The sequence below is a fragment of the Arthrobacter sp. D1-17 genome (genome assembly GCF_054130535.1).
On record NZ_CP096382.1, the window covers coordinates 1,104,634 to 1,121,199 of the forward strand.

Sequence of the window (16,566 nt, forward strand, 5' to 3'; positions counted from 1 at the left end):
CGGAGGAGGCCCGGGCGTGGTTTTGGGTTCGAAACAACCCTCGCTGTCTCACCATGCGGGACAAATGTAGGCGTCCACTGCATGGACACTATTATTGCTAGGTCTGTTTCCCACCCAACCAGGATTGTGGACCTCCTATGAACCTTTTCCGGACCAAATCCATCGAGCAGTCAATAGCTGACGCCGATGAGCCCGGACGCCAGCTAAAGCGCTCCCTGAGCACCTGGGACCTGATGATCATGGGCGTCGCCGTTGCAGTTGGCGCCGGCATCTTCTCTGTGGGCGCCAAGGCCGCAGCCAATTTTGCCGGCCCTGCCGTCACGGTCTCCTTCGTGGTGGCCGCGATCACCTGCGCCCTCGCCATCATGTGCTACGCAGAATTTGCGACGGCAATCCCCGTGGCCGGTTCCGCATATGTCTTCACCTACGCCACCATGGGTGAAGTTCTGGCCTGGATTATCGGCTGGAACCTCATCCTGGAGCTCTTCACGGCCGCCGCCGTTATTGCCAAGTACTGGGGCATCTATCTCAGTAAGGTCTTCGCGCTCATGGGCATGGAGATTCCGCCTGCCATTTCACTCGGCGGCGTCGACCTGTACTGGGGGGCGTTCCTTATCGTTGCGGTCTTCACCGTATTGCTCGTGCTGGGAACGAAGCTCTCCGCACGCGTGGGCAACATCTTCACGCTGATCAAGATCGGCGTGGTCATTTTCGTGATTGTTGTCGGCTTTACGTACCTGAAGGTTGCCAACTACGCGCCGTTCGTTCCCGCCTCCGAACCCACAGCAGGTGCCGGCGCCGCGGATGTGATGAAGCAGTCGTTCTTCGGCTTCCTCACCGGTGCCGCTCCGGCCCAGTACGGAACGCTCGGCATCTTCGCCGGCGCAGCCCTGGTGTTCTTCGCGTTCATTGGTTTCGATGTCGTGGCGACCTCGGCTGAGGAGGTCAAGAACCCGCAGAAGACCCTTCCCCGAGGCATCTTCGGCGGCCTGGCCCTCGTCACCCTGCTGTACATTCTGGTGTCCCTGGCCCTTACCGGCATGGTCTCCTACAAGCAGCTTGCCGAGGTCGAGAACCCGACGCTCACCACGGCCTTCGAGGCCGTGGGAAACACCGACGCGGCAAAGATCATTGCCTTCGGTTCGCTGATTGGCCTGACAACCGTGATCATGGTGCTGCTGATGGGTCTCTCCCGCGTGGTGCTGGCGATGAGCCGCGACGGTCTCCTGCCGCGCTCTCTGTCCAAGACCAGCGAAAAGCGTGCGACCCCAGCCCGCCTGCAGATCATCTGCGGCGCCGCCGTAGCACTGGTCGCTGGTCTGACCAACGTGGACCTGCTCGAAGAAATGATCAACATCGGAACCCTCTCCGCGTTTGTCATGGTCAGCCTGGGAATCCTGGTGCTGCGGAAGAAGCGTCCGGACCTGAAGCCGGCCTTCCGCGTGCCCTTCGGCAAGGTGCTCCCGGTCGTCTCCGCACTGCTGTGCCTGTACCTCATGACAAACCTGGCAGTGGAAACCTGGATCTTCTTCGGAATCTGGCTCGCCGTGGGCATGGCCATCTACGTCGCCTACGGGCAGCGACACTCCCGCCTCAACGAGAAATTTGCCGACGCTAAAGCAGCCGTGGACGGCCGGACCCGGACGGCCGACGCCGACCGCGACGACGACGATCAGAACCTCCTGACGAAGGTCTGACCAACTGCAGCGTCACTCTAACGTCGTGACGCAAGCCGCCGTCACACACCACGCATTATTCAAACGCCGCCCTGCCGGTGCCGTCCTCATGCGGTGCCGGTGGGGCGGCGTTGGCGGTTTCAAGGGCGGCGCGGCTGACCCAGTCGATCACCGGTCGGAGCTGTTCCCACAGTACGGCGATGTGACTCCCGGCCTCCAGAGAGTCCAGCCAGTCCGGTTCGCCGAGAAGAAGGCTGGCGGACAGTGATTTGTGTTTCAGGAGTTCCGCGCGGGGATGGTCCTCCGGAAAGCCTCGCGGAACCGTTTTTAGCTTGTCGCCGTCGATAGCGAATCCTGCTGCCGCTATGGGCATCCACGATGCGCTGCAGCTGCTTCCCGGCTGAGGCGGAAAATTCTGCCTGGTCCGAACTGGGACTCCAGCTGTGCAAGCACACTCTCATCTGCGGCCGCGGCGTGGCGCAGAACTGTCGGACGCAGGAAACCCCGCTGCGGTTGTGCTGCAGCGGGGTTTCCGTGTCTTTGGACGTGTTGTTGGAGGAGTCCGTGGACGTGTCCTCAGGTTGGGTGGTTAGCCGATTTTGTTGGCTGCTTCTGCCTCGGAGAGGGTGGCTGCGCCGAGGTTGGCGCGGAGTTTGGCTCCGAGGTCGGCGTCGACGTTGGTCCAGTACTGGATGGCGCGTTCCTTGATGCCGGGGCTCTTCACGCCGCCCACGGCGCCGGTGATGGTTTCGAGCAGTCGGGCCTTGGCGGCGTCGTCATAGACTTCGCGGTAGAGCGTGCCGGCCTGGACGAAGTCGCCGTCCTCGGCGTGCAGGGAGTGCGCGGCGAGGGTCAGCTCGCCGTCGTTCTCCCACCCGCCGGCGGGGTTCTGCGGCTCCACGGCGGCCGGTCCGCCCATTGTGTTAGGTGCGTAGACCGGCACGGAGGGGGCGTTGAACAGGTAGCGTCCCGCGCCGTCCTGGCTGTAGTTGTTGACCTGGCTCTTGGGCTGGTTCACCGGGATCTGGGCGTGGTTGGTTCCCACCCGGTAGCGGTGCGCGTCGGCGTAGGAGAAGATGCGGGCCTGCAGCATCTTGTCCGGGGACGCGGCGATGCCGGGCACGAAGTTCGACGGCGCGAAGGTGGCCTGTTCGATCTGCGCGAAGTAGTTCTCCGGGTTCCGGTTCAGTTCCATGGTGCCGACCTTGATCAGCGGGTAGTCCGCGTGCGGCCAGACCTTGGTCAGGTCAAAGGGGTTGAAGCGGTAGGTTTTGGCGTCCTCGTAGGGCATGACCTGCACGTGCAGGTCCCAGGAGGGCAGGTTGCCGGCTTCGATGTTTTCGTGCAGGTCCCGGATGTAGTAGTCCGCGTCCGAACCGGCGAGGGCCTCGGCCTGTTCGGACGTCATGTTCTTCACGCCCTGGTTGGACTTGAAGTGGTACTTCACCCAGAACCGTTCGCCTTCGGCGTTGATCCACTGGTAGGTGTGCGAGCCGTAGCCCTGCATTTCGCGCCAGGACGCGGGCAGGCCGCGGTCACCCATCAGCCAGGTGACCTGGTGCGCGGACTCGGGGGAGAGGGTCCAGAAGTCCCACTGCATGTCAGCGTCACGCAGGTGCGTGCCCGGCAGGCGCTTCTGGGAGTGGATGAAGTCCGGGAACTTGATGCCGTCGCGGATGAAGAACACCGGGGTGTTGTTGCCCACCAGGTCGTAGTTGCCCTCGGAGGTGTAGAACTTCACGGCGAAACCGCGCGGGTCACGCCAGGTGTCGGGGGAGCCGTTCTCACCGGCAACGGAGGAGAAACGGATCAGCATCTCGGTCTCGACGCCGGGCTGCAGGAACGCGGCCTTGGTGTACTTGGAGATGTCCTCGGTGGTCTTGAACGTACCGAACGCGCCGCCGCCCTTGGCGTGCACCACACGCTCCGGAACGCGCTCACGGTTGAACTGCGCGAGCTTCTCCACCAGGTAGTGGTCCGTGAGAATGATGGCGCCGTCGGCGCCGACGGACTTCGAGTGGGCATCGGACGTGACCGGGGCACCTGACTGGGTGGTGGACACGGCAGGCGCAGAGATGTTCAAGGTCATCTTTCTCCTCATTGTTGGTTTTTCGACAGTGTCAGTTTTCGACGTCTGCCGAGGTCTGGTCAGTTACGTTTTGCAGGAAGTTTTTGGGCCCGCTGGCATTCTGTGCAGATCCCCTGATACATGACATCCGCGATCTGGATGGTCATGGGCTTGGAATCCTCGCTCCAGTGCGGGGTCAGGCAGGGAGCATGGCCGACGGCACAGTCAACGTCCTCCACGCGTCCGCAGCTGATGCAGATCGCGTGATGGTGGTTATCGCCCACACGGGTTTCGTACAGGGCGGGGGAGTGCGGTGGTTCAAAGCGCCGCAGCATCTGTAGGTCTGTCAGGTCGCCGAGCACCACGTAGACGGACTGCGCCGTCAGTTCCGGCAGTTCTTCACGGGCCGCAGCCAGGATGTTCTCCGCCGGGGAGTGCGGGTGGTGTTCGACGGCGGACAGCACCGCCAGCCGCTGCTTGGTCACCCGGCGGCCGTGGGCACGCAGGGCAGCGGCCCATGCTTCGTGGCTTTCCGGGTGATCCATCATGAGTCCATTGAAGCACTTATTTTGACTAGATCACAATAAGGGTGAGCTAACTTCCCGGCGCGGCTAGAGTTGCCGGGTGGGCAAACTTTTGGCTGATATCACTCCGCTGCGCGAAAGCCCCGAATTCCGCCGGCTGTGGGTGGGATCCTCGGTCGCCAGTGTGGGAAGCCAGCTCACCCTCGTTGCCGTCAGCCTGGAGGTGTACCGGGTCACTTCGGACAGCCTCTACGTTGGCCTGCTCAGCATCTTCGCACTCATTCCGCTGGTGGCGGGCGGGCTGCTGGGAGGCGCCATCGCCGACGCCCACGACCGGCGCAAGGTAGCCCTGATCTCGTCACTGGTGATGTGGGCAGCCGTGGCCGGACTGGCAGTGCAGGCCTGGCTGGAGGTGGGAAACGTTTGGCTGCTCTATGGGCTGGTGGCTGTGCAAAGCGGCGCCCAGGCGATCAACCAGCCTGCCCGCAGCGCAATCATCCCCATGCTGGTCCGCAAGGAACTCCTGCCTGCTGCCAACGCCCTCAGCATGGTGACCTTCGGCCTGGCCATGACCGCGGGCCCGCTGCTCGCCGGTGTGCTGGTGGCATCCGTTGGCTTTGGCTGGACGTACACGATCGACGTGGTGAGTTTCGCGTTCGCTTTCTGGGCGCTCCTCAGGCTCCCGCCCATGCCGCCTGCTGGGAAGGTGGGAAGGGCCGGGCTCCGCTCCGTCGTCGAGGGCTTCACATTCCTGGGCACGCGGCCCAACGTGCGGATGACCTTCATCATCGACCTGGTCGCCATGATCCTGGCCCAGCCGCGGGCGCTGATGCCTGCCGTTGCGGCGCTCATGATCGGCGGCGGTGAAACCACGGTGGGCATACTGCTCGCGTCCACCGCCATCGGTGCATTCCTCGCCGGACTCTTTTCCGGCCCCCTGGGCTCGGTGCGGAGGCAGGGCAGCGCCGTGGTGTGGGCGGTCATGGGCTGGGGCGCGTCCATCGGCGGGTTCGGCCTGGTGGTGGTGCTGGCCGGGCGGTCCGAAAGCGAGGGGGCAACCCTGTGGCTGCTGCCCGCCGCGCTGTGCTGCGCCCTGGCGGGGATCGCCGACTCCGTAAGTGCAGTCTTCCGCACCACCATCCTGCAGGCCGCGACGCCCGACCATATGCGCGGGAGGCTCCAAGGGGTCTTCATTGTTGTGGTCGCCGGAGGGCCGAGAATCGGGGACATGCTGGCCGGCGGCGGCACTAAAATCCTAAGTGAAGGCTGGGTCCTGCTGATCGGCGGAATCCTGTGCATTGTGGTCGCCTGGGCGGTGGCACAGCGGCAATCCGGCTTCCTGCAGTACGACGCCCGGCACCCGGTTCCCTGACTCCGGCAACAGGTTTCAGGTCCCGGCCAACTCTGCACGTGGAACATTTTTCACTGCGGATCTCGTTGTAGTGAATGCGGTATCAATGTGGGCCCGCCGGCGGAGAATTCAAGTGCAGGAAGGAAGGGAATCGGAGTGCACAAGCATTACAACGGACTTAAGACGGCGGCGTTGTTTGGAGTGCTGTGGGCGGTGCTTCTCGGCCTTGGCGCGCTGATCGGGACGAGCATGCGCAGTTCGGCGCCCATCTGGCTTATGGCACTCGTAGGCGTGGGAACCACTGCCTACGGATACTGGAACAGCGACAAGATCGCACTGCGCTCGATGCAGGCGTATCCGGTATCCGAGCTGGAGGCGCCGCAGCTGTACCAGATGGTCCGGGAGCTCTCGGTCCGCGCGAACCAGCCCATGCCCAGGATTTTCGTTTCGCCCACCATGACGCCGAATGCCTTCGCAACCGGCCGCAACCCGAAAAACGCGGCCGTCTGCTGCACGGAAGGGATCCTGCAACTTCTCAATCCGCGCGAACTGCGCGGCGTTCTGGGCCATGAGCTCATGCACGTCTACAACCGCGACATCCTGACGTCGTCCGTGGCTGCCGCCGTGGCCGGCGTCATCACCTCGGTGGGTCAAATGCTGCTGTTCTTCGGCGGCGGCGACCGCAGGAACTCGAACCCGCTCGCGCTCATTGCCATGGCACTGCTCGCTCCGCTGGCGGCCTCCCTCATCCAGGTGGCCATCTCGCGGACCAGGGAGTACGACGCCGACGAGGACGGCTCGAAGCTGACCGGAGACCCGCTGGCGCTCGCCTCGGCGCTGCGAAAAATCCATCGAGGGGTCCAAGTGGCACCGCTACCGCAGGACCAGCGGCTGGTCAACACCTCACACCTGATGATCGCCAATCCATTCCGTGGCGGGACGATGACCAAGCTCTTCGCAACCCACCCGCCCATGCCGGACCGCATTGCCCGGCTGGAGCGGATGGCGGCCCGGCCGCTTCGCTGACGGCCGCCGTCGTACTCCCTGGCCCGCCGCCCCAGCACGTCACCCCGGTCGCTCCGACGCTGCACGCCAGCTTTTGCAGATTAGCTGCGGAAGTTGACGAACTGCAGGTCGGCCTCGTCGAAGTCCTTCAACAGGGCCATCGTAGCCTGAAGGTCATCGCGGGACTTGGAAGTCACGCGGAGCTCGTCACCCTGGATCTGGGACTTGACGGACTTGGGGGCTTCGTCGCGGATCAGCTTGTTGATCTTCTTGGCGAGGTCCTGCGCAATGCCCTCCTTGATGGAGCATTCCAGGCGGAACTCCTTACCCGACGGATACGGCTCGCCCTGCTCAAGGGACTTCAGCGAGATGCCGCGCTTGATGAGCTTGGACTGGAAAACGTCCAGCACGGCCAGCACGCGGTCCTCCGAGTTTGCCTTCAGCAGGATCTTGTCCCCGCTGAAGTCAATCTCCGCCCCAACGCCCTTGAAGTCGTAGCGCTGGGCGATCTCCTTCTGGGACTGGTGCAGTGCGTTCGCCACTTCCTGCTTGTCTACTTTGCTTACGACGTCGAATGTGGACTCGCCTGCCATGACTCTCCTTTTGCTCGTGCTTGCTTCGCCGGTGCGGGGCGTTGATATCTGCATTCCAGCGTAGTACGGATAGGCGGGTTGTGACGGTGCACCTCCTTTCACAGTTCACTCACAGCGGAGGCACGGCGGGAACGAAGACAAGCCGCGCAAAGTTGTAGAAGTCGGAAAAGCAGGCCCGGAAGGAACGCAATGACCCACAAGGCAGTCCGCTCTGTCAGCCGATCAACCGCAACCGCTGCCGGCGCGATCGGCGCCGCGGCCTCCTCAGTCACAGCCGCTGCAGCTACTTCAGTCACGGCCGCTGCGGTGGCCGCATCGATCATCCTCAGCCCGGCGGCTGACGCTTCCTCCAGGCTGGACGGTGTCCACGCCGACCTCCAGCGCGCCGTGGAGCTCAACCAAATCACCGAGGAGCAGGCTCTGCGCTTCGAGGAGAAACTTGCCGGGCGCATCCTCGGTGAAGCCTGATTTTCAGCGGATTTCCGGGCCTTTCTGCCTCGATTCGATTCTTCGGCAGAAGTTCTGTAAAGTTGTCTTGCCCGCGGTTGCTGGAAGCAATGACCCGGGTAACTTCTTTGAAGTTCGGCAGATTACCCGAGCGGCCAAAGGGGGCTGACTGTAAATCAGCTGGCAACGCCTACGGGGGTTCGAATCCCTCATCTGCCACCCACGGGAAAACCCGTCTGACCTGCGAAACGTAGGGAGGGCGGGTTTTTTCATGCCCTCGATCAGGAGGATGACGCCCGAATGGTATTCGACGGCGGGGTCGAGGAGGAAGCCGGTCCCCGTGCTGGTCTCCGCCGACGGGTCGGTGAGCACCGGGATCTATCCGGGCTCGGCATTCAAGAGCGGGTTCACCTGCTGGAGCTGCCGACGCGCCAGGACGCGATCGGGTGGGCCAGGAAGATTACGGTTGCCTGCCGGTGCCCCAGGAGCTCCGCGAGTTCATGCACGACTCGGAGAGCTGGTTGTGCCGGATTCCGGGCAGAACCGTGGCGTTCTGTGATCGTTCGCGGTTGTTCTACACTCGGAAATGGACCTACCGGGCCTGCCGCCCGATATGCCCTAAGTGGTTCACCGCACCAGCCCCGAAGGGAGGAACGCCCTCATGCGCCGCAATCGTGTTATCGCCGGAACGTCCGCATTTCTCTTAGGCGTGGCTATCCTTTCGGGCGTGGCCCTCTCTATCGGCGGTGGGAACACTGCCGGGGGAGAGTCGCAAGCCACAACGACTGTCGCAGCGAGTTCGCCACAATCCCCCAACAGGACGCCTGCGCGTGACGTTCGGATCGCTGCTGTCGGTGACATGAACGGCGTCAGGAACGTTGATCCTGACAGCCCGTCCGGCCGAAACGGTGCGGCAATCACCCGGCTCGTGCGGAACAACCAGATTGACGCGTTCCTGGGGCTCGGGGACTTCCAGTATGACGTTGCGTACTGCGCTGACTACGTGAAGTACTGGACGCCGCTGTGGGGTGGCACGAAGCCCAAGTTGTACTGGGTGTCCGCGCCCAACCACGACTGGAAACCCGGCCGGAACGAAGACCTCGACAACTTTATGAATGGCCAATGCCCGGGGTCTCGGGCGAAGGCTGCGATCAACCAGCAGCGTGGATTCATCGGGAACGGGAAACCGTACTCGAAGGACTTCGGAAACTGGCACTTCGCATTCCTGTCATCGGCGCATTGGCGGTACAACCCTGAGGAGGCTCGGGCGTTGACGACGTGGCTGGACGACGACCTGGCTGCTGCCAAGGCGGCAGGTAAACACCTGGCCGTCGTGCACCACGAACCGTACTTCACCTCGAACACGAAAGAACATAAGCGGGCCCGTGACCACAAGCCGTGGATCGACGTGATGTGGAAGCACCGGGTCCGTCTGACCCTGTCAGGGTCACAACACAACTACGAACGCTCATGTCCGGTGAACAACGCTGACCAGTGCGTCAGTGACGGGATGACAGCGTTCCAGGTTTCCACAGGAGGTATCGGTCTCCGCTCCTTCACCAGCAGCCCGGAGTACATCGTGAAGCGGTTCAGCGACACCCACGGGTTCCTTCGGATGACACTACGAGACAACGGGTCCTTCGACTGGGAGTTTGTTCCAACGTCGGGGTCGGGCACGGACGCAGGTACGCGTTCCGCACCCTAGCCAAGAACCACCAGGCCCAGGCAGTGGAAACACCAGTTGGGCCGGTTTTCATCTTCCCTTCGATTTCCCCTCACTGAGTTCTGCGTCAGGGATCGCTACTGACATCCGCTATACCCGGCGATAACCTTGAAGTGTAAGTCCCGAACGCGGCGGGTCTCCGTCAGCTGCCGGTCGCTTTCAGCCCCAGCGGCACTTCCGAGGCAGGACCACCGAGGTGAAAAGAACCAGAGGCCGCGCCAAGGTCAGCATCCTCACTGCAGCTGGGCTGGCGGCAGCCCTCGTTGCCGGTTGTACGCCGAACGCCGGGCAGGGAGTTGCCCCGGCCAATGTACCGGACGTCTACGACATCACGGTATGGATCACGGACACACTTCCCGACAGGGTCGAAAGGATGCAGGCGATCGCCGGAGAGTTCACCGCTGAAACCGGCCTAAAAGCGGAACTGATCAGGGTTCCGGAACATGAGTTTAACCAGACCTTGACCTCCTCGGCAGCGGCCGGCAACCTCCCCGACGTCATTGGCGCGATTTCACTGGGAAATGTCCGCACCCTCGCAGCCAGCAAATATGTCAACCCAGAAGCCAATGCCGCGGTGATCAAAAACCTCGGGGAAGAGACATGGTCGCGACGCTCCCTCGAGCTGACCCGCGACCGCGGACGCCAGTTGGCTGTGCCTGCCGCCTCCTGGCAGCAGGTCCTGTACTACCGCAAAGACCTGTTCGCGCAGGCCGGCCTGGCTGCCCCCACGACGTATGGCCATATCCTGGCGGCCGCAAAGAAGCTGCACACGCCCCACCTCGCGGGCTTCGTTGCGGCCAATAAGGCGGGCCAGCCCTTCACCCAGCAGTCATTTGAGCACATCGCTCAAGGCAACAGGTGTGAATTGGTCAACGCGCAGGGCATCATCACCTTTGACAGTCCGCAGTGCGTGGGTGCGCTCGGCTTCTACAGCAACCTGCTCACGAACTACTCCGTTCCTGGTATCCAGGACATCAGCAGCGTCCGGAGTGCCTACTTTGCCGGCAGGGCAGCAATGGCCATCTGGCCCACTTTCATGCTGGATGACCTGGCAGGGCTGCGGAGCGACGCCAGGCCCAGTTGTTTGGAATGCAAGCTTGATTCCGGGTTCCTGGTCAGGAACACGGGAGTAGTGGCGGGTATCCAGGGCCACGGCGGCGCCCCGCCGGCCCATTTTGGCGAGATCAGTTCCTGGACTGTCACCAACGACTCTGACGTTGAACAGGCGCGGCAATTCGTGGAATATCTCCTGAGTGACGGCTACTCAAAGTGGCTGTCCGCTGCTCCGGATGAACGGATCCCGGTTCGTTCAGGCACAGCGGCCCAGCCCTCAGAATATGCCGATACCTGGCGCGCCATGCCTGTAGGCGTCGGCAAGAGGGAACCTCTGGGCAGGTTCTACTCGGCTGAAGTTCTCTCCACCCTGCTCGAAGGCGTCAACGACCTCAGCCACTGGGGCATTCTCCAGGGTAGGGGCGATCTGGCCGGTGCTGCGATGACTGAACTGCCGATCGCCGAAGCCGTCGGTGAGGTCACTGCCGGCACGGCCGATCCCAGCACAGCAGCCAGCAAGGCTGCGAGCACCCTCCGCTCCATCCTGCGCTCCCTGAACTGATAGACAACGGGTTGGGCCCGGCCATCTCGGTCGCTGTCCCGAATCCTCCTCGTACCTCCCCGAATACGTCACTGAATAGTCGTCTATGACGTTTTTTCCGTGATGGAACGTTGCATCCTGAAGTTTCAGGGCTGCATTCTTTAGCAGAATAGAAGGATGCGCGCAGCGCTGCCATCACGGCGTTTGATTTGCGTAAAAAGACGCATTAGACACTCTTTCCAAACAGGGGAAATAGGACCATGATCTGTTCTAAGCCTGTCCGCGAATTAGCAAGGTCTTAGGTTGAGGAGGCGGAACGTAACCTTCTGGTCCATTGCCCGGTGAGTCCCCCCGGGAAACCTGCTTCGCGTCCAACCGGCGGCACCTTCGGTCCGCCTGTGGCCCGCGTGTTTTTTGGCAGTGCTGCTCTTTGAATTTTCCCCAATGACGTGGGTCACCGGCAGCGCTGATAGCAGAATAATTTAACGCGAAAGGCAATACTGATGTTCCAGCCAAAAAGACTATCGGCCCTTGGTTCCGCATTTACGCTGCTGGTGGCGATATCCACGGTGGCATCATGCGCAGCGCCAAATGCTGGTCAGACGCCGACCACGGCGGCCACCTCGGCCGCAACGGGAGCAGCTTCGCCTACGGAAACGTCAACAGCAACGGGCACGGCGTCGCCGACGGAAACAGCTGCCGAGACCCCCAACGCATCAGAGCTGTGCGGTCCCGGCTCGGCCATAAATTTCGACGCAGGAGCCTTCCCGGAATCTCCCTCCATAGACAATAAATGGTTCTCACTGAAGCCGGGGACCGTGTACACGACCACCGGCAAGGTCGTCAACGCAGAAGGCACCACCGAGCGGACTGTCACACACACGGTGACCGGACTGACCAAAGTCATCGATGGTGTGAAGACTCTGGTGATGTGGGACCGGGATTACGCCGATGGGTCCTTGGTCGAATCCGAACTGGCGTTCTTCGCGCAGGACAACGCCGGTACTGTCTGGCTCTTCGGTGAGTATCCGGAAGAATTCGAAAACGACAAGTTCATCGGCGCACCCAACACTTTCATTCACAGCATTGACGAGAGCCAGGCCGGCATCGCCATGCAGGGCGAGCCAAAGACTGGTACTCCTGCCTATGTCCAAGCACACGCACCATCTGTGGACTTCCTCGACTGCGGCGAGGTCTTCAAGCAGGATGAGCGCGTGTGCGTGCCAACCGGCTGCTATGAGAACGTGCTGGTGATCGATGAGCACAATCCGCTCGAACCCGCGGTGGGCCACCAGCGCAAGTTTTATTCGGCCGGGACGGGACTCGTGAAAGTAACAGCGGAGGGTGGCACCGACCAGGAAACCCTGGATCTCGTCAAGATAGAGCAGCTTACCGATGCCAAGCTGGCAGAGGTCCATAAGGAAGCACTCAAGCTGGACGAGCATGGCTACACGGTCAGCAAGGAAGTCTATGCCAAGACACCCCGGGCGGAAGTCACTACGAAGACCGTAGGTTAGGTGGTAACTGACGGGCCAACCGGGGTTTTCAGGAGCGGCGCTGCCCAAGGAGGCGGCCCGCTCCTGACCTGTGCATTTGGCAACGTGCGTGACCTGCGCATTCGGAGGCAATGCGCCTGAGCTGCGCAATGCGCCGCATCAGTTCAGGGCTATCACCAGCATCTGGGTGGTACCTGGAATGCAGGTCTGCAGGACGGCCCGCGGGAATCCGCCGAACACTGCGGCGACGTCGTTCGTCGTGCCTCCATTGGGAACCTGCCCCCGTGCCGCCACCGTATAAGAGCCATAGCCCGGAAGATCCACGCGCTCTCCAACCTTGATAGCCGAAAACCGCGCCCAGCCGCCGCAGAAGTCGTGCTCGGTGATGAAGAGCGAGTAGCCGTCGGTCGGTGTGAAATGGACCGGACCGATGCAGCTGTCCACCAGTGCCTGTCCTCCCGCTCCGGCCACGTAGATCGTGCGGGCTGGCGGGGCGGGAGCGGGTGCGGGAGGCGGGGCGGGGGCAGGCGCCGGAGGAGGCACTGCGACGGGTGCAGCAATCCTGGGAGCCGCCGCCGCCGGTGCAGGGGCGGGCGCTTTGGGCGGAACCGCGGGCGCGGCGGCACGAGCCGCCTTGGGCGCCGCCACAGGTGCAGGCGTCGCCGGTTTAGGGGCCACCGTGTCGGCAGTTGTGGGGGCCGCGACGGCTGCCGCCGGTTTCGCAGCAGGCGGGACGTGCTTTGGGGCCCGCTTATCTGCGGAGAGCCGCTCATCGGCTGTTCCCCGCGCGCTTGGCCGGGTTACGGATGCGGCCGCCCCTCCCGCCGTATCCCATACTGACCGAGCGCTGGATGGCCAGGGCAGGGCATCATCCGTGGTCGAAGCAGACTGGGCAGCTGCGCCGGGACTGCCCGCGGGAGCAGCTGGCCAAATGGGGGCGGCGACCGTGGCCAGCAGGACTCCCGCAAGTATCAGGGGCCCGGCATCAAAGCCTGTTCGCAGCGTTCCGCGCTGGGGTGTCGTCCCTTCCGGTGAATCCAGATGCTTTCGATTCACGTGCTGTGGAGTAGAAAGGCGGGCCTCGGCCTGGTGCCTGTTGCTCTCCTGATGATTCATGGCTGACCCCTGAACCGTGTAGTGCGGCGGGCAGAACCTGCGGCCGCGTGCTGGGCGGCCAGGCCGGGGAGGCGCCCGGCGGATTGCCGAAAACGCGTGGGTCAACCTGACCAATTCATATTGAGAGAGGGACGCGCTCGCTAACGCGTCTGCCCAGCAATGTTGAGTGTAGGAGGCGCCGCACCAGGGGCGCCCGCGTAGGCAATACCTGTCTTTACCCGCTGCGCCTACTTGGCTCCCGCAGGTCGTGGCGGGCCGCTGCCACCGAAGCCGCGGCTACACAGCGACGGGCGGAGGAATATTCCCTGTGACGCGGGTAGCGAACAAAGCCGGCTGAGTGGGGACATCGGGACCGGGCTCGCGTAGCGTGGACCCATGGCAACCGTAGACATTACAGGTGAACAGTTCGCATCGACCGTCGAGAACAACGACATTGTCCTCGTTGACTTCTGGGCCGAATGGTGCGGTCCCTGCAAGCAGTTTGGACCCACGTATTCCGCAGTTTCGGAAAAGCACGGCGACGTCGTCTTTGCCAAGGTGGACACCGAAGCCGAGCAGCAGCTGGCCGCGGAGGCCGGCATCACGTCGATTCCCACGCTCATGGCGTTCCGCGAAAAGGTACTCGTCTTCTCCCAGCCTGGGGCATTGAACGCCCCCCAGCTGGAACAGGTGGTCGAAGCTGTCAAGGCTCTCGACATGGAGGAAGTGCACGCGCACGTTGCCCGCTCGCAGGCAGAGGCTGCTGCTGCGGCAGGTGACGGCCAGCGGAAGAGTGCCGGCCCGCAGGACGGCTCCCAGATCCCGGACTTCTAAGCGCCCGTTTAACGTGATGCGGGGCCGCTTCCCGCCCAGGACCTCTCGGTTCTCGGGCGGGAGCGGCCCCGCGTTGTTTGTCGTAGCTGCTACAGGCGTTCAAGCCTCACGGGCTCTGCCAGCAGCGCGCTCAGGGACTCATTGAGGTCCTGGACAGCTGTGCCCTTGGAGTGCTTGTCAAGGTCCTCTTCGGAGGCCCAGCGCTCGGTGAGCACCAGCTTTTCCTCGATAGCCTCAGTGAGCTCGTAGCGGATGCAGCCGGGCTCATTGACTACCTCGTCGATTGCGATTTCCAGGGCGAGCTTCACGCGGAAGAATTCGCCGTCGTTGGGGATGAACGTTGCCTGCAGGTCGATGGGTGCACTCATGGATTTCACAATACCGGCCTCCACGGGTGGCTCTTGTCTTGTGTCTCCCGGCCGCCTGGTCTAGGCCCAGGCTTAGTCGGGGCACAACTACCCGTTCGCGCTGCTCCGGCACGAACCGTTCGCGCCTGTCCGGCAACGTTTTCCAGCACGAGGGCTTCAGTGCCCCCGGTGGTCCTGGATGGTCATCCGCGGACCGAACGTGGGTTTCCGGAAGCCGCTGAGCCCGATCATGCGGACGACGCGCTGCCGGTGCCCCTTCCAAGGTTCAAGCAGGGCCAGCATTCCGGCGTCGTCCGTCCTTCGGCCAGTCAGGGCGGCTCCGACATCCGCAGCGAGATGGAAATCGCCCACCGCAATGGAGTCGGGACAGCCGTGCGTCCGCTGCACCACCTCCGCTGCAGTCCACTCGCCGATCCCCGGAATGGTCTGCATCTTCGCGGCAGCCTCCGCTGCCGGCAGGGCGGCCAGCCGTTCAAGCGCGACGGCGGAACGCAGCGCACGCATGACGGTAGCCGAACGTTGGGGCCCCACGCCGGCCTTGTGCCATTCCCAGGACGGGATGCGCAGCCACTGCTCCGGGGTGGGCCGCACCAGCAATCCGGCCGGTACCACTGTGGAGGTGCCAGGCGCAGGGGTGCCATGGCGGTACATGAGGTAGCGGAAGCCCCTCCTGGCCTCGATGACGGTGACCTTCTGCTCCAGAACGGTGGGCACGAGGGAATCCGCCATCCGCCCGGTAGATGGGAGACGGAGCGTCAGATTCCGGCGTCGTGCTTCCCGGACCATCCGCGGGAGCGTCGCGTGGAAGCCGGGCTCATCAAAAGCGGACCAATCGTCGCCCGCGCCCAGGAGCCGGGGCACGCCGGCAAGGGCCGACCCGGAACCGGGACCCCAGGCCTGCGCATCGACGTGCGGGTCCGGTCCCAGTTCCGCACTGGTGAGGCGAAGGGTGACCGGGCCATCCGGCGTCGTAAATGCCATCCAGAGACCGTCCGGCCGCGAGGCGAACGAAGGGTCCCCGTTGCCGCGCCTGAGCGGCCCGAGGGTTTGACGCAGGCTGTAGGGGCCGCCGGCGTACCACCGCAACGAGCCGTCCGCGGCAGCGGCAACGCTGGCGGGGACGTCCGTGATGGTCATGGAATCATCGTCCCACGGACCACCACCATCCGCGGTCCCGCTCATCCGGCGGAGCCCCCGGTGTGGCTGCCAAGCAGGCAAGAGGGCCACCGCCGGGGCCTTAATGTGCGCGGCCCGGAGGACTAGAATCCCAGGTGTGGCGCGGGTCCGCCGCGTCCTTCCCTTCTAAAATCGGGTGGTTGCAATGGGTGGAGTGGTGCATTTCGAAATCCCCGCGGACGACCAGGACCGGGCCAGGAACTTCTATAAGCAGGCTCTCGGCTGGAGGATCGACCCCATGCCGGAGATGGACTACAACATCGTCATCACCACACCGATGGACGAACAGACCGGCAGGCCGACGGAGCCGGGAGCCATCAACGGCGGCATGATGGCGAGGGAGGGTGAGCTGACCACCCCTGTCATCACAGTGGACGTGGAAGACATTGACGCCACCCTCGCGACGGTCGAGCAGCTCGGCGGCTCGGTGGTCAGGCCGAAGGATGCCATCCCGGGCATGGGCTTTTACGCCTACTTCAAGGACACCGAAGGCAACACCCTGGGGCTGTGGCAGAACCTCCATGCCGGTGGTGTGGAAGGAACTGCCGGTGGTGTGGAAGGAACTGCCGGTGGTGTGGAAGGAACTGCCGGCGGCGCGGCCACCGCCTGAAACCCC

Annotated in this window: 17 protein-coding genes and 1 tRNA gene; 10 read left to right on the forward strand and 8 right to left on the reverse strand. The window is 63.4% G+C overall.

What is annotated here, in order from left to right; translation table 11 throughout:
* The first annotated feature begins 137 nt into the window (after positions 1–137).
* On the forward strand, positions 138–1,697 hold the full coding sequence (locus M1E01_RS05135; RefSeq protein ID WP_457974031.1) for an amino acid permease: 1,560 nt from the start codon (positions 138–140) through the stop codon (positions 1,695–1,697).
* A 55-nt stretch (positions 1,698–1,752) separates the two neighbouring features.
* On the opposite strand, the gene M1E01_RS05140 is transcribed toward M1E01_RS05135, so the two are convergent.
* From M1E01_RS05140 to M1E01_RS05150, 3 genes are all read right to left on the reverse strand, one after another.
* Positions 1,753–2,049 (reverse strand): DUF2461 family protein, encoded by a 297-nt coding sequence (locus tag M1E01_RS05140; RefSeq protein WP_457974032.1) that lies wholly within the window; start codon positions 2,047–2,049, stop codon positions 1,753–1,755.
* Positions 2,050–2,265: 216 nt separating this feature from the next.
* A complete protein-coding gene (locus M1E01_RS05145; RefSeq protein ID WP_457973541.1) occupies positions 2,266–3,765 on the reverse strand; it encodes a catalase in 1,500 nt (499 codons plus the stop codon).
* A 59-nt stretch (positions 3,766–3,824) separates the two neighbouring features.
* Positions 3,825–4,292 (reverse strand): Fur family transcriptional regulator, encoded by a 468-nt coding sequence (locus M1E01_RS05150; protein ID WP_457974033.1) that lies wholly within the window; start codon positions 4,290–4,292, stop codon positions 3,825–3,827.
* A 76-nt stretch (positions 4,293–4,368) separates the two neighbouring features.
* Here M1E01_RS05150 and M1E01_RS05155 point away from each other — a divergent pair, with 76 nt between their 5' ends.
* Positions 4,369–5,640 carry an MFS transporter gene (locus M1E01_RS05155; protein WP_457974034.1) on the forward strand — a complete coding sequence of 424 codons (1,272 nt, stop codon included), beginning with the start codon at positions 4,369–4,371 and terminating at the stop codon, positions 5,638–5,640.
* 135 nt (positions 5,641–5,775) lie between these two features.
* A complete protein-coding gene (gene htpX / locus M1E01_RS05160; protein ID WP_457974035.1) occupies positions 5,776–6,645 on the forward strand; it encodes a zinc metalloprotease HtpX in 870 nt (289 codons plus the stop codon).
* 80 nt (positions 6,646–6,725) lie between these two features.
* Here the strand turns inward: htpX and M1E01_RS05165 are convergent, their stop codons facing one another.
* Positions 6,726–7,217 (reverse strand): YajQ family cyclic di-GMP-binding protein, encoded by a 492-nt coding sequence (locus M1E01_RS05165; protein ID WP_457974036.1) that lies wholly within the window; start codon positions 7,215–7,217, stop codon positions 6,726–6,728.
* A gap of 189 nt (positions 7,218–7,406) precedes the next feature.
* Between M1E01_RS05165 and M1E01_RS05170 the strand changes: the two genes are divergently transcribed.
* From M1E01_RS05170 to M1E01_RS05185, 4 genes are all read left to right on the forward strand, one after another.
* Complete coding sequence (locus tag M1E01_RS05170) at positions 7,407–7,685, forward strand: hypothetical protein (RefSeq protein ID WP_457974037.1); 279 nt, start codon at positions 7,407–7,409, stop codon at positions 7,683–7,685.
* 116 nt (positions 7,686–7,801) lie between these two features.
* Positions 7,802–7,883, forward strand: a tRNA-Tyr gene (locus tag M1E01_RS05175).
* Positions 7,884–8,325: 442 nt separating this feature from the next.
* Complete coding sequence (locus tag M1E01_RS05180; RefSeq protein ID WP_457974038.1) at positions 8,326–9,369, forward strand: hypothetical protein; 1,044 nt, start codon at positions 8,326–8,328, stop codon at positions 9,367–9,369.
* A gap of 214 nt (positions 9,370–9,583) precedes the next feature.
* Positions 9,584–11,002 carry an ABC transporter substrate-binding protein gene (locus M1E01_RS05185; protein WP_457974039.1) on the forward strand — a complete coding sequence of 473 codons (1,419 nt, stop codon included), beginning with the start codon at positions 9,584–9,586 and terminating at the stop codon, positions 11,000–11,002.
* Between the two features lie 577 nt (positions 11,003–11,579).
* Here M1E01_RS05185 and M1E01_RS05190 read toward each other — a convergent pair.
* A complete protein-coding gene (locus tag M1E01_RS05190) occupies positions 11,580–11,765 on the reverse strand; it encodes a hypothetical protein (protein ID WP_457974040.1) in 186 nt (61 codons plus the stop codon).
* A 34-nt stretch (positions 11,766–11,799) separates the two neighbouring features.
* Between M1E01_RS05190 and M1E01_RS05195 the strand changes: the two genes are divergently transcribed.
* The gene (locus M1E01_RS05195) at positions 11,800–12,498 is read left to right on the forward strand and encodes a hypothetical protein (RefSeq protein WP_457974041.1); all 699 of its coding nucleotides are present in this window, start codon (positions 11,800–11,802) and stop codon (positions 12,496–12,498) included.
* A 138-nt stretch (positions 12,499–12,636) separates the two neighbouring features.
* On the opposite strand, the gene M1E01_RS05200 is transcribed toward M1E01_RS05195, so the two are convergent.
* Entirely contained in the window at positions 12,637–13,125 is a 489-nt protein-coding gene (locus tag M1E01_RS05200) for a hypothetical protein (protein WP_457974042.1), read from the reverse strand.
* An 843-nt stretch (positions 13,126–13,968) separates the two neighbouring features.
* On the opposite strand from M1E01_RS05200, the gene trxA reads away from it, so the two are divergent.
* Positions 13,969–14,406 carry a thioredoxin gene (gene trxA / locus M1E01_RS05205; protein WP_309109004.1) on the forward strand — a complete coding sequence of 146 codons (438 nt, stop codon included), beginning with the start codon at positions 13,969–13,971 and terminating at the stop codon, positions 14,404–14,406.
* An 89-nt stretch (positions 14,407–14,495) separates the two neighbouring features.
* Here the strand turns inward: trxA and M1E01_RS05210 are convergent, their stop codons facing one another.
* Both M1E01_RS05210 and M1E01_RS05215 read right to left on the reverse strand, forming a co-directional pair.
* Positions 14,496–14,774 (reverse strand): putative quinol monooxygenase, encoded by a 279-nt coding sequence (locus M1E01_RS05210; RefSeq protein WP_457974043.1) that lies wholly within the window; start codon positions 14,772–14,774, stop codon positions 14,496–14,498.
* Positions 14,775–14,930: 156 nt separating this feature from the next.
* Positions 14,931–15,911: a DNA-3-methyladenine glycosylase family protein gene (locus M1E01_RS05215; protein ID WP_457974044.1), complete on the reverse strand. Its 981-nt coding sequence runs from the start codon at positions 15,909–15,911 to the stop codon at positions 14,931–14,933.
* 184 nt (positions 15,912–16,095) lie between these two features.
* Between M1E01_RS05215 and M1E01_RS05220 the strand changes: the two genes are divergently transcribed.
* A complete protein-coding gene (locus tag M1E01_RS05220; RefSeq protein WP_457974045.1) occupies positions 16,096–16,560 on the forward strand; it encodes a VOC family protein in 465 nt (154 codons plus the stop codon).
* Positions 16,561–16,566 lie beyond the last annotated feature (6 nt).